The 13,204-nt window shown below is 47.2% G+C and carries 10 protein-coding genes; 3 read left to right on the top strand and 7 right to left on the bottom strand.

The genetic code is table 11. The features are described 5' to 3' along the window. Positions 1–192: 192 nt before the first annotated feature. Positions 193–1,092, bottom strand: a complete 900-nt coding sequence (locus NH568_RS02905; protein WP_253044473.1) for an EamA family transporter — start codon at positions 1,090–1,092, stop codon at positions 193–195. Positions 1,093–1,583: 491 nt separating this feature from the next. Here NH568_RS02905 and NH568_RS02900 point away from each other — a divergent pair, with 491 nt between their 5' ends. The 3 genes from NH568_RS02900 (at position 1,584) to NH568_RS02890 (ending at position 5,209) form a co-directional block, all read left to right on the top strand. Continuing rightward, complete coding sequence (locus NH568_RS02900) at positions 1,584–3,800, top strand: TonB-dependent receptor (RefSeq protein WP_253044472.1); 2,217 nt, start codon at positions 1,584–1,586, stop codon at positions 3,798–3,800. A 174-nt stretch (positions 3,801–3,974) separates the two neighbouring features. After that, positions 3,975–4,682: a hypothetical protein gene (locus NH568_RS02895; protein ID WP_253044471.1), complete on the top strand. Its 708-nt coding sequence runs from the start codon at positions 3,975–3,977 to the stop codon at positions 4,680–4,682. Next, complete coding sequence (locus tag NH568_RS02890) at positions 4,673–5,209, top strand: hypothetical protein (protein ID WP_253044470.1); 537 nt, start codon at positions 4,673–4,675, stop codon at positions 5,207–5,209. Before NH568_RS02895 ends, NH568_RS02890 begins: the two co-directional genes overlap by 10 nt. 238 nt (positions 5,210–5,447) lie before the next feature. On the opposite strand, the gene NH568_RS02885 is transcribed toward NH568_RS02890, so the two are convergent. The 6 genes from NH568_RS02885 to glk all read right to left on the bottom strand — a co-directional run bounded on the left by NH568_RS02885 (position 5,448) and on the right by glk (position 12,916). Next, on the bottom strand, positions 5,448–6,878 hold the full coding sequence (locus tag NH568_RS02885; protein ID WP_253044469.1) for a TIGR00366 family protein: 1,431 nt from the start codon (positions 6,876–6,878) through the stop codon (positions 5,448–5,450). A 202-nt stretch (positions 6,879–7,080) separates the two neighbouring features. Further along, positions 7,081–8,085, bottom strand: a complete 1,005-nt coding sequence (gap, locus tag NH568_RS02880) for a type I glyceraldehyde-3-phosphate dehydrogenase (RefSeq protein WP_253044468.1) — start codon at positions 8,083–8,085, stop codon at positions 7,081–7,083. A 17-nt stretch (positions 8,086–8,102) separates the two neighbouring features. Beyond that, positions 8,103–8,723 (bottom strand): bifunctional 4-hydroxy-2-oxoglutarate aldolase/2-dehydro-3-deoxy-phosphogluconate aldolase, encoded by a 621-nt coding sequence (locus NH568_RS02875; RefSeq protein WP_253044467.1) that lies wholly within the window; start codon positions 8,721–8,723, stop codon positions 8,103–8,105. Between the two features lie 23 nt (positions 8,724–8,746). Next, entirely contained in the window at positions 8,747–10,600 is a 1,854-nt protein-coding gene (gene edd / locus NH568_RS02870) for a phosphogluconate dehydratase (RefSeq protein WP_253044466.1), read from the bottom strand. Positions 10,601–10,871: 271 nt separating this feature from the next. Then, positions 10,872–11,885, bottom strand: a complete 1,014-nt coding sequence (locus NH568_RS02865; protein WP_253044465.1) for a LacI family DNA-binding transcriptional regulator — start codon at positions 11,883–11,885, stop codon at positions 10,872–10,874. A 14-nt stretch (positions 11,886–11,899) separates the two neighbouring features. Further along, positions 11,900–12,916: a glucokinase gene (gene glk, locus NH568_RS02860; RefSeq protein WP_253044464.1), complete on the bottom strand. Its 1,017-nt coding sequence runs from the start codon at positions 12,914–12,916 to the stop codon at positions 11,900–11,902. Between the last annotated feature and the right edge of the window lie 288 nt (positions 12,917–13,204).

Raw genomic sequence — 13,204 nt, 5'->3', positions numbered from 1 at the left:
TCCTCGTATGTGAGTTAACTGGATTTTAATTGTGTCGAATTTTTTCACATTGGGCAGGGATACTCAAGGGACTTAGACCAATTGTCTAGCGCTGATTACAACAAGGCGAACAAAATTCGCTCACCTTGTCATAATATTCGGATTGCCATGAGAATTTGGTCAATTAAACCTCGTCTTTGCCAGGTATAATTATCAGCTGACTTCTTGCTTTAACCCAGCCCTGCCTAAGACAGCTCGATATAGCCGCTCACCCAGAACCGAAAATGTCAGACCACTGAGAATCACGGCACCGCCAATCATCTCGAACAGGCTTATCTGTTCACCCAGGATCAAACTGGCCCCTATCATCCCCACTAAAGGGATCAACAAGGCAAACGGGGTCACTGCCGCAGCGCGATGCCTGCCCAGTAACCAGCCCCACAAAGTAAATGCCAGCAAGGTGGAGACGGGCCCGACGTAGAGTAACGCTAACCAGGATTGTGCACTGGTATTTTGGATCAGGGTGACTGGTGTATTACTTTCAATAATATAAGACAATACGAACAAAGGCAGTGGCGCCACAGCACTGACCCAGACCATAAAATGCAGCAAGTTAACTTGCTTTAACTGCTTCATGATGAGATTCGACACCGCCCAGCTCAAAGCCGCACACAGGATCAACGTCATGCCATACAAAGTGACACTGCCTGTTTCGCTCAAAAAGAACAAACCAAACCCACTACACGCAATGACCGCGCCTGCTATCTGAAAACGACTTGCCTGCTCTTTTAACACCAGTGCACTAAGCACAATCGTAAACACCACCTGGGCTTGCAGTAATAACGATGCAATGCCCGCTGAGGCATCTTTTTCCATTGCTACAAACAGCAGGCCAAACTTAATCACACCAAGAAATAAGCCCACACCCAACACATGCCATACCGGTGTCTTCGGAAAGGGAATAAAAAATATAGCGGGGAGAGCCACAATCAAAAAGCGTAAGCCAGAAAACAAGATAGGCGGCAGCTCTGCAAGGCCCAGTTTGATGACTGAAAAGTTAATTCCCCACACTGCAACGACAAGCAATGCACACAAAGTGCTTTTTAAATCCATATTCCCTTCCTGACCTAACGACTTTTTCACCCTAATTCGGGTCCAATGCAAAGCATCACGCTAGCATAAATTTCACGACAAGCGCAAAACGGTACGCATCTTTTGCTGCACATTTTAAAACAATCATTTTAATTACTGCCATTTTTTACTAAAAAGGTACATTCATGTAAAATTACCTAATTAGCAGACAAAGCAATGCAATAATTCGCCAAAATAAAAAAATTAAACCATTTTTCATTGCAAAATTATTTCATTCCATTGTAGAATGCACGCCCAACCGAATAGCAGCTTTTGCTGGCCTTTCATTTTTAAAATTCTTGTTAATAAAAGTCATGCAGTCTCCATATGGTGATTGCTTTTTTGTGCGCGTCAATTTTATAAATGTCAAAAGTCAGCTCAGCGATAGCCATTCAACCAGGTTGGCGACTACCCTCGCAGAAACCAACACACACGAGATTTAAAATTAACCGTTTCTAACTTGAGGAACATACATGAGCACCACAGCACGCAATCTTACTCCGATCGCAACCGCCATGGCACTGGCAATGGCCGGCCTGTCATCTGCCCCAGTATTGGCAGAAGAAGCCCAAGCTGAGAAATCAAAAATCGAAGCCATCACGGTAACCGCGACCAAGCGTTCACAGGTTATCTATGAAGTACCGATCGCTATGAGTGCATTCTCAGGGGATGATCTGGATGCACAAGGTATCTCAGACATCACTGATGTGGGCAAATTTGTTCCAAACCTGAATATTACCGGCTTCTCAGCAGGTCACAACTCCTCTGCCAACCCGTTTATTCGTGGTATCGGCTTGCAAGACCACCTGATCACTACAGATCCTGGCGTAAGCGTTTATGTTGACGGTGTTTACCTGGGTCGCCAGGTTGGCCAAAACTGGAACCTGGCCAACATCGAGCGTATTGAAGTACTGCGTGGTCCTCAGGGCACTCTGTATGGCCGTAACTCAATCGGTGGCGCAATTAACATCATCACTAAGCAACCAGATCAGGAAGCAGTGACTAAGGTTAGTGCTGAGACTGGCACACGTGGTCGTCTCAAAGCGAGCATGTTTACCAACCAGGCCGTAACCGATGAACTGGCGTTTAACTTCAACATGGGCTTTAACCGCCGCGGTGGCCTGGGTGAATTTACTAACCTGCCAAATGCTGAATACGATGTGGGTGAGAACCAGGAATTCCATGGTCGAGTCTCAGTTAAATACACCCCAACTGATGATTTACGTTTGGTACTGACTGCAGATGCGAACGACGGTGAAGGTGGTACTCGTCCGTTTACCGTTCTGATCGATGAGATGCCAGAAGGACGTCTTTATAAAGCAGGTTTACGTAACCACATGGTAGCTGCTGACCCATATGACAATGCCACGAGCAGCATTGAAACGGCCACGGTATCGAACAAAGCAAATGGTGTATCACTCACAGCAGAATACGATATCAACGCAGATTTTGGCACTAAGTTTATCTTCAGTAAGCGCTCTTCTGAATATAAAGCCGGCCTGGATGACGACGGCACCGCAATCGCCCTTGACCACTACCCTGAGCGTGGTGAGGCCGATCAAACTTCTGTAGAACTTCAGCTAACGGGCTATCTGGGTCGCGCAGACTTTGTAACCGGCATTTACTGGTTTAACGAAGAAGGCAGCAACCGCCAGAGCTCTGATGAAGCAAGCTTTGATGGTGGCCCGACTAAACTAGAGTTGGATCAAGAAACCACCAGTCGTGCGGTTTTCTTCAACCTGGGCTATGACCTGACCGATGATCTGCGCTTGAGTGGTGGTGTACGCTACACTGAAGACGAAAAAGAAGCATCAACAAATGTATTCGACCCTGTTGGTACCATCTCCTCTAGCAAAGACTGGGATGAGATCTCATGGGAAGTTGCAGCGAATTATACCTTTGAGAATGGCCTTAACTGGTACGGTACCATTCAAACTGGTTACCAATCTGGTCAATACCCTGCCCGTCCATATTTCCTGATCGGTCAGTTCTTCGGTGAAGGCGGCTTTGACAACCCGAATGCAGCCGCCGCGGTGCGTGCAAACAACGCATTTATGGCGAGCGAAAACATCAGCGCAATCAACTATGAAACTGGTTTCAAAGGCCAGCTGACTAACGACTTCAGCATGAGCGTTGCGTTTTTCAATACTGAATATGAAGACCTGCCTTATCAGGTCAACGTAGTAACTGATGCAGGATTTGACACCAACAACCTGATTGTTGAACAGACCTCTCGCGGTATCGAGTTTGAGAGCACCTACTATGTAACAGACAACTTCACCCTGCATTCAAGCTTTGGCTTTATGGATGTAGATGTTGAAGAGCAAAATGGCATCAAGCCAGTTGCACCTCTGACTCCAGAGTGGACTGCCTCAATCAGCCCGTCTTATGAGTTTGAACTGGACAACAACGCAACGGTAAACACACGCTTTGACATTTCATACCGTGACAGCATGTATGGTGAGCCGAGCTCAGATCCGCGCCGTATGACACAAATTGATGACCGCACTACGGTAAACTTTGATATTTCATACGCGCCAGCCAATGCGAACTGGGACATCTCGCTATATGGTCGCAACATCTTTGATGAGCGCTATGACGATGCACGTCTCAATACTGGTGACTATATTCTGGTTATCAAGAGCAATGATGCCAGCGAGTTTGGTGTTCGCTACCGCGCAACATTCTAATTAGTTATTATACAACAGACTGTTAGCTTCATGCTGACAGTCTGCTTACCCTCGCTTATACACCTTTCCTGTAACCCCTTCTCGTCGTTTACAATAGTTCACCATGCTAGTTGAAGCGCAAATAAGAAAAGATTAGAATCCGCGCCTTTCATATGGATACGGAATATATCCAACATGAGATTCTTACCTAATAAGAAGCTGTTCTTATGCGCAACAATGGCCTTGTCACTCACTGCATGTGGTGGCGGTTCAGACAGCAAGGACCCTGGTACATCTTCTGTCGAAGACAATAAAATTAGCTACACTAAACTACCTACTTTTATTAATGTAAAAGAAGGTCAGGAGGTCACACTATCTCTTAATACCTCCGGGGCGAATGCCAATAACCTGAATTTTACCTGGACAGTTTGTGGCGTTGATGGCGATGTACCATTTACTGGGCAAGGCAGTGATACAATCACATTTACAGCGCCAGAAGTCAGCCAACAGAGTTCTCTCAGCATCTCTGTAAAACTAAACACCTCTAATGTGATAGGTTTTGTGGACCAGCACAGCTCCGTCTCTGTCGCTGATACAGACTCAAGCACCGTTGCACCACAACCTGATACGGGTAGCGTGGTTGAAGAGCTTGATTTAAGTGTGCTTGTCTCTGGCAGTACCTGGATGGAGACCATTCACCGGTATATTAAAGCACCGCGTACGGAAGGCGGCTATAATCATACTACCGTGAAATTCTCGCGCCCTCTCGATATTGTTGGCTTCGATCAAAGTGAACATATGTTTACTGCTCAAGCGTGCGGTAAGCAACATGGTAACGATGTGAAAGTGGATGATTTTTTGCTCATATTGACTGTTCAGAAGGTACTGAGTCAATGGTGCTGACTCAAGCTGAAAACAGCTTCACCATCACTAAAATGCGTGGTGACGACGTTGCTGCTACCAGCACATTCAAACACGTCAGTGAGACCGCACAAAAGAGCTTTGGTAAGTTGGCAGTTAACTTTGCAAACTACCCGCAGCTTGCTGAAACAAATCAACTTTGTGGAGTTATTGCCACGTCTTATGTGGAAGCAAAGGACAGTAATAATGAGACATTAACCAGTGCCGACGCCACAGTCGTGCGTTTGACTAGCCAATACGAAGGCAGTCCGTTTGAGCTATCCTTCACATTTGGCGGTAAGCCAAGTGACTTACTTGCTAGCTTATCCAGTGTGGGAACCGGCAACTTTGCGCAGCTTGAAACATCGCTATATCCTGAGATAAGCCAGCTCAAGAGCGACTCAGGGATGCTTAAGCTGGATTGGGACAATACAGACACACATATCGAAGCTGAGTTTAACTTTGACCTGCCGCTTAGCACGTTCAAAGATGAAGAGGTAACAGGTAATTTCGAGTTAAAACTCGACTGATATCAATTAACTGTTCGTCAAACTGTAAAAAAGGGCTGCGATTATCGTAGCCCTTTTTTATTGCCTGTAAACCATCAAACTACATAGGCTGACTGTCATACACCCATCGATTGGTTATGTATTAATGCGGATTGATATCACAATGGCAATATGCTTCATGGGTATTGCAGTTTGATTGATGCGCTGCACAGAGTGAGCACGTGGCTCACTCTGTGAGATACAAGGTATCTTATCCGGCTTACTTTGCTTGTGTTTGTGCAGTCTCTTCCACTTTAGGCTGGACGTCTTCGCCGTAACCAAAGGTAACAGCCAAAACCAGTACAACGGATGCAGCCAGCATCAGTTTACCAAACAGTGGCAGACAGAATCGGAACCATAAATGATAAGGTACTCCTGCCATACCAATGATCCCCATCAGAACCGCATTGGTCGGAATGATCATGTTAGAGAAGCCATCACCAAACTGGTATGCCAGTACTGCAACCTGACGGTATACACCAATAATATCACCGACCGGTGCCATCAGTGGCATAGTGACATAAGCCTGACCACTGCCTGAAGGGATAAACAGATTCAGCAGCGTTTGCATAATAAACATACCTACAGCTGCCAGTTCAGCACCCAGATGTGATAATGGTGACGACATGGCATAAACCAAAGTGTGAAGGATCTGACCATCTTCCATTATCAATGCAATACCACGTGCCACACCAATTAAAATAGCGGTGCTTGCTAAGTCTTTCACCCCTTCAATAAACTCATTGGCCGCCCGATCGGCTCCTATCTGGCCAATTAAAGTCGTGAAAATCCCCCAAGAAATAAATACGGCACCCAGCTCATACAGATACCAGCCTTTTTGAGAAATACCCCATACTGCTGTCACAATCGCGGCAACCAGACCAAATAAAATCATCTGGTGACGTTTATTCAGTGTCGGATAATTTGCCTCAGCACTACCGGCTAACGGACATGGTAAACCTTTGGTCAAGGATAACTCAGGGTTTGCCTGTATTTTTTTGGCATAACTCCAGACATGATGAAAACCAATCAATACAAACGGCAGGAATATTGCCAGCCGCAGTTCAATGCCCGAGTATACAGGAATGTCTGCTACCTTCTGAGCCACCATTACGGTAAAAGGATTAAAGGCAGACACGCCGTAACCGATACCGTAACCCGCAACCACCATGCCCACGGCAGTCATTGCATCAAGGCGCATCGCTTTACATAGTCCAACCAGGATAAGTACAAAAGGAATATACTCACCGGCTGTACCTATGGCACCTGATGCCAGCGCAAAGCAGAATACCACCATGAAAATTAGAATATTCGGCTTATGACCAAATCGCTCCAGTAAGCGGCCTATTAGCGCATCTATGGTGCCCGTTGCACGTGCGATTGATAACACACCACCGACAATAAAGACGAAGAAAATAACATCTTGTGCCGCTGCAAACGCACGCGGAATCGCGACCAGAAAGTCCATCGGAGTTAAGTGCGTTTGCGCTTGAGCAAGCGCGTAAGTACCAGGAACTACGGCCTGACGACCATTGTCGAGTGTTACTGTCTCGAAGAAGCCTTGCGGAACAAGCCAGGTTGCGAGATATGCTACCAGCATCATAGACAATAATAGGATGAGCGTATGGGGAACTTTGAACCCTTCTTTCATGTTAATTCTTTGTCGTTAATTTAAATTGTGCGCAGTGTAATAAAAATTGGCCCTCTGGTGCAAACACCACACGCCTAATGAGCTAACTTTGTCGTTAAAAAAGGTAACAAAAACTCCCTTGGGGAAAAATCCAACAAAAATAAAAAAGCCCTGCACTAAGCAGGGCTCACATGACGCAAGAAAAAATGCTATTTGATCAGGCTTACAGGAATTGGCCTAGTGCTTTTACCTGGTCAAGCATACGGTTCGAGAAACCCCACTCATTATCGTACCAGGCCATAACTTTAACCAGTTTGCCATCGACCTTAGTCTGGGTTGCATCAAATACTGATGACGCTGGGTTATGGTTAAAGTCAACGGATACCAGTGGCAATGTGTTGTACTCAAGAATACCAGCCATCGCACCGTCGGCAGCGCCTTTTAAGATCTCGTTTACTTCCTCGGCAGATGTCTCACGTTTTGCGATAAAAGTAAGATCAACCAAAGAAACATTCACCGTCGGCACACGCACCGCCATACCATCAAGTTTGCCAGCCAGCTCTGGTAATACCAGACCCACAGCCTTCGCTGCACCGGTTTTTGTCGGGATCATTGATTGTGTTGCACTACGCGCACGGTATAAGTCTTTGTGGTAAACATCACACAGGTTTTGATCATTTGTGTAAGCATGGATAGTAGTCATACTGCCCTGTTCAATCCCTATTGTGTCATTCAGGGCTTTTGCTACTGGTGCCAGACAGTTGGTCGTGCATGATGCGTTGGAAATGATGTTGCTATCTGCGTTCAGCACTTCACTGTTTACGCCATGCACAACGGTGGCATCCATATCAGTGCCAGGTGCCGACACGATCACTTTCTTCGCACCCGCTGCAATATGCTTGCCGGCAGTTTCACGTGAAGTAAACAGGCCCGTACATTCAAGTACGATATCTACCTTAAGGTCACGCCACGGTAATTGTGCGGGATCACGTTCCTGAGTCAGTGTAATTTCGTCTTCACCAACAATAAGAGTATTGTCTTTTAGCTCAACCGGAAAATTAAAGCGCCCATGAACCGAGTCAAACTGGGTCAGGTGTGCGTTAGTCTGTGCTGGTGCCAGATCGTTAATCGCGACAATCTTGATCTGATCATTCTGACCTGCTTCGTAAAGCGCTCTCAGTACATTTCGACCGATACGGCCATAGCCATTAATTGCAATATTAATCATAACCCTATTCCCCTAAATTAGTTTACTTCACTTGCTTGTCGAGCAAGCGCTTCAATGGCTTGCCAGTCTTTGTTTGCGATAAGTGCTTTGTCCAGCATCCAGGTACCGCCGACACAAATCACATTTTTGAGTGCCAGGTAGTCAGGTGCTGTCGCTAAGCTGATCCCACCCGTTGGGCAAAACGTCACCTGAGGCAAAGGACCACCGATTGATTTCAGCATGGCTGTACCACCTGCAGCCTCTGCCGGGAAAAACTTCAAAAACTTAAAGCCCTGAGCGGCCAGTTCCATCGCTTCGCTTGGCGTTGCAGCGCCAGGCAAAAATGGAATATCTGAGTCCTTTGCCAACGCCAGCAATTCAGAGCTTACGCCCGGGCTGACCATAAAATCAGCACCGGCTTCTACGGACGCGTCGAATGATGCTTTGTCAACGACGGTTCCAGTCCCGACATAGGCCTCTGGCACCGCTTCTTTCATGGCTTTGACCGCCTGTGCAGCAACTGATGTGCGCAATGTCACTTCCAGTGCACGCAGGCCACCGCGATATAGAGCCTGTGCCAGTGGCACGGCATCTTCTAAGTCATCAATGACAATGACAGGTACTACCGGCGCCGCTGATAAAATATCTTTAATGCTCATAATGTCCTCATTCCCAGTTGCTGTTATTCTTCTATGCCGAATGCACTTGCGCCCAAGTCGGCACTGCTGACAATATTTCTGAAACCGCTAAATAACTCCCGGCCCGTACCAAAAGTTGGACCAACCTCGGTCAATTCAATCTCACGCTGAGCAAGCTCTTCATTGCTGACGTGCAGAACCAGTTCACCTTTGGGTGCATCAAGCGTGATCAAATCACCCTCTCGCACTTTCGCAATCGGCCCACCTTCAACGGCTTCTGGCGCCAGGTGGATAGCCGCAGGCACTTTACCCGATGCACCTGACATCCGACCATCAGTGACAATGGCGACTTTGAAGCCTTCATCCTGCAAGCTCGCCATTACCGGCGTCAGCTTATGTAGCTCAGGCATCCCTTTTGCCTTGGGACCTTGCTCTTTAAGTACGGCAATAAAATCCTGATTCAGCTCACCACGGGTATACGCTTCTTGCAATGCAGCTTGGGAGCTAAATACTTTCGCAGGTGCCGAAACCACCTGGTGCTGCTCAGCAACCGCAGATACTTTAATAACGGACTTGCCCAGGTTGCCACTTAAAAGCTGCAGGCCCCCTTGCTTGTTGAAAGGATTAGACACAGGTCTGAGCACATCTTCGTCCAGAGAATCAACTGGGCAATCTACCCACTTCACTTTTGCAGGCCCAGTGCTGTCTGTCATAATAAGACTTGGGTCAACATCTAAAATCGGCTCTTTTGTATATGCTTCAAGGCCTTCGCCCACAATGGTTTTAACATCGTTGTGCAGGTAACCGGCATCACGTAATTCACGCATCAAAAAGCCCATGCCACCCGCAGCCTGGAAGTGGTTCACATCAGCTGAACCATTAGGATAAATACGCGTTAGTAATGGCACCACTTCCGATAAGTCAGCCATATCTTTCCAGGTGATTTGAACGCCAGCGGCTTTAGCCATGGCCACCAAGTGAATGGCGTGGTTTGTAGACCCCCCTGTTGCCAGCAGGCCCACCAACCCGTTAATCACGGTTTTTTCGCTCACTACCTCTGCCAGGCTATTCACATTGTAGTCGCCAAGCAGCTGCTTTAACATGGTTTCTACTGCGCTGGCAGTCAGGCCATCACGCAGCTCGGTATAAGGGTTGATGAATGAACTGCCAGGTAAGTGAAGACCCATGATTTCCATCAGCATTTGGTTTGAGTTTGCCGTACCATAGAAAGTACAGGTACCCGCACTGTGGTAAGAGGCACTTTCTGCTTCCAACAGTTCTTCACGGCTGACCAGACCTTGTGCAAACTTCTGTCTGACACGAGCCTTTTCTTTATTGGGAATGCCCGATTGCATAGGGCCCGCTGGCAGGAAGTAAATTGGCAGATGACCAAATGACAGCGCGCCAATCAGTAATCCGGGGACGATTTTGTCACACACGCCCAAACAAAACACACCGTCAAACACATCATGTGATAGTGCAACCGCCGTCGACATTGCAATAACATCGCGAGAAAACAAGGACAGCTCCATACCATCACGCCCTTGCGTTACGCCATCACACATCGCGGGCACGCCACCTGCAACCTGTGCAGTGGCATCGTATTTTTCAGCGATCGCCTTGATCTGATCAGGATACTCTTTGTAAGGCACATGCGCAGACAACATGTCGTTGTAAGCATTGATGATAGCCAGGTTAGGCTGCTCATCCGCTTTTAATCTTGCTTTGTCACTGCTCGAACAGGCCGCCATCACGTGTGCCAGGTTACCACAGCCCAGTCCGGCTCTGACGCGAGTTTGTTTTTTTGCTTGTTCTATGCGCTCAAGGTAGGCCTGACGAGATTGCTGACTGCGGGTGATAACGCGTTGAGTGACTTCATGAATTCGAGGATGCAACATAATTCAACTCTCTATTGTTAGAGGAAAAGGCTCAGTACAGCTCTCCCTGTACTGAGCAGCTTTGATTTACCCGTTCAAAGGTACGCTGTCAGGTTGTCTCTCACCCCAACCTGACACCGGTGTCACTATATTTACTCATGTTTGTGACACCGGTGTCAACCCTTACTTTAAATTTAGTCTAAAATTCATCAATGACCAAATAATGAACAATCCGAAAACAAAAAAGCCCGACCAAGATTGGCCGGGCTTTGGGCAAGTATAAAAATGGGATTTAGTGGTTTTTGGCAGTTGACTCGCGTGTGATCAGTCTTGCTTCCAGAACGCGCTGATATACCTGCTCCTGGGGTTCCGAGATTTGCATGATCAGTTGCTCTACAGCCAATCTCGTCATCTCTTCAACAGGCTGTGCAATGGTCGTCAAACCGGGCCAAATGTGCCGTGCGATCGGCGCATTATCAAACCCAGCGATAGACAAATCTTCCGGGACGCGCAATTGCCGTTGAGTTGCCAACTTGAGTACCGCTGCAGCCATGTAGTCGTTAGACGCGAAAACGGCCGACGGACGTGGTGTCATATCCAAAATGGCCTTAGCACTGTCTGCACCTGAGTGGTAACTAAAGTTACCCTCAGCAACCAGACGTTCCTGAAGCGGGATCTGGTGTTGCTCAAGCGCTCGTTTATATCCGTTATAGCGATTTTCTGTGGCACTGTGGTCCGGGTGACCTTTGATAAAGGCAATATCTGTATGACCCAGTGCAATGAGGTGTTCAGTCAGCTCATAGGCCCCCTGCTCATCATTACTACAGATGGAAATAGACTCATCATCCTGAATAGCTGAGGCCACCAATGCGTAGTTGATATTTTTTTGCTTAAGAAAATCGATTAGCTCACGTGAATCAGAAAACGGGGGCGTCAATACGAGACCATCCAACCGAGACGTTGTCAGCAACTGATCAATATTATCAATCAATGCCTCACCGCGAAGCTCACAAGGGTGGATCAGTAAGTTGTAATTATGTTTATGACAGGCTTCTAACGCACCACTTTGTACACGGGTTATATAGCTTTTACTCGGATTGTCATACAGGCAGCCAATAATGAAACTCTTGTTGCGCGCTAATCCACGCGCAATAGGATTTGGGCGGTAATCCAGCTCCTTAAAAACTTTGAGTACTTTCTCGCGCGTTGCAGGGCTGACATTAGGTTCATTATTCAATACCCGGGACACTGTCTTTTTCGACACACCCGCATACTGCGCGACACTGTTAATGGTCACTTTTTTCATTACACTTGTCCTGACTATCTGGTACTGGCACGCTCATGTAAGCACGCAGCAGCGCCAATCAAAGGGATATTTTCCTGTACTACTAAAGTGACTGGGATCTGACCCGCATATTGGCTCATCGGGCCTTTGGTTACAAACCGTTCAGCAAACTGGCTTGACTTTAAGCGTTGCGCCATCCGAGGCAGAATTCCGCCACCAATGAACACACCACCCAGTGCACCAAATGTTAAAGACAGATCACCGGCAACACTGCCAATCCAATCACAGAAGTGATTCAGCGTAGCATCACAGATTTCACATTCCGCTGCACGCTCACTGATCTGCGCCGCGCTCAGTCTCTCAGCCGTGTGTCCTTTTACTTTTGCCATAGCCTGGTACAAATGTGCTAAACCACGACCGGAAAAGACTTCTTCAACTGAAACATGTGCAATTTCCTGTTTCAGGGCAACCAATAACTGCTGATCCAGTTCAGTGACCGCAGCCAAGCTGATATGACCAGCCTCGCAACTCATTACGGCACTGCCGTTAATGTCTCTGGCCAGACACGCAGCACCAAACCCGGTGCCAGGTCCCATCACCGCGATATTAGCACCAGCTTGAGCCTGACCCGATTTTATTTCGATATTTTGTTCTGGGTCCAGGTAAGGCGCAGCGTACGCAAAAGCAGCAAAGTCATTGATGACCGCTAATTCGCTAAAACCAAATTGCTGTTTAATATCCTGGCTGTTAAATTGCCATCCTAAATTAGTCAGATAAACCTGCTGTGCCTTCACCGGCCCTGCCACAGCCAGACATGCACGCAACGGCTTGGCTATGGGAAGTTCATTCAGGTAGCGGCTGATGGCAGTTTCAAAAGAGGGAAATTCGGCGCTGGGATACGTTGACTGGTGACTTATTACAAACTGATTAGTACTCGAATCATATTGGGTTATTACGGCAAAACGGGCGTTGGTTCCGCCGATATCCGCGACGACAATAGGCTCAAACACGTGGCCTTTGTTATTCGAGCTATGAGGTGTTGTCTGGCTCATGTTGTTTTTCTCTTTTATCCGGGTGCACTGAATGCACAACTTCCAAGGTAACTGGCTCGGGTGATGGTGCCAAGCTTCAGCTGTATAACTTTGCACGTTCAGCTGAAAAAATGCTGTCCCCGGAGGGACAGCCAATACGTTTTGACAACAAAATGATAAAACAGTGACATTATGACACCGGTGTCAGATGGAGGCAATAAAAATTTTCGCTCTATCGACACGGCATTTACTAACTGCGCATTTTCACAGCACCTATTTCTGAGACCCGCAATATTTTGGTAATTAGGT

The organism is Pseudoalteromonas sp. XMcav2-N (assembly GCF_024124545.1).
Lineage (GTDB): Bacteria > Pseudomonadota > Gammaproteobacteria > Enterobacterales > Alteromonadaceae > Pseudoalteromonas.
This window is presented reverse-complemented; position numbering and strand designations above follow the sequence as displayed.

Excerpts from the sequence above, each read along its gene's own strand:
- NH568_RS02905 (WP_253044473.1), bottom strand. The coding sequence starts at position 1,092 with ATGGATTTAAAAAGCACTTTGTGTGCATTGCTTGTCGTTGCAGTGTGG.
- NH568_RS02900 (WP_253044472.1), top strand. The coding sequence starts at position 1,584 with ATGAGCACCACAGCACGCAATCTTACTCCGATCGCAACCGCCATGGCA.
- NH568_RS02895 (WP_253044471.1), top strand. The coding sequence starts at position 3,975 with ATGAGATTCTTACCTAATAAGAAGCTGTTCTTATGCGCAACAATGGCC.
- NH568_RS02890 (WP_253044470.1), top strand. The coding sequence starts at position 4,673 with ATGGTGCTGACTCAAGCTGAAAACAGCTTCACCATCACTAAAATGCGT.
- NH568_RS02885 (WP_253044469.1), bottom strand. The coding sequence starts at position 6,878 with ATGAAAGAAGGGTTCAAAGTTCCCCATACGCTCATCCTATTATTGTCT.
- gap (WP_253044468.1), bottom strand. The coding sequence starts at position 8,085 with ATGATTAATATTGCAATTAATGGCTATGGCCGTATCGGTCGAAATGTA.
- NH568_RS02875 (WP_253044467.1), bottom strand. The coding sequence starts at position 8,723 with ATGAGCATTAAAGATATTTTATCAGCGGCGCCGGTAGTACCTGTCATT.
- edd (WP_253044466.1), bottom strand. The coding sequence starts at position 10,600 with ATGTTGCATCCTCGAATTCATGAAGTCACTCAACGCGTTATCACCCGC.
- NH568_RS02865 (WP_253044465.1), bottom strand. The coding sequence starts at position 11,885 with ATGAAAAAAGTGACCATTAACAGTGTCGCGCAGTATGCGGGTGTGTCG.
- glk (WP_253044464.1), bottom strand. The coding sequence starts at position 12,916 with ATGAGCCAGACAACACCTCATAGCTCGAATAACAAAGGCCACGTGTTT.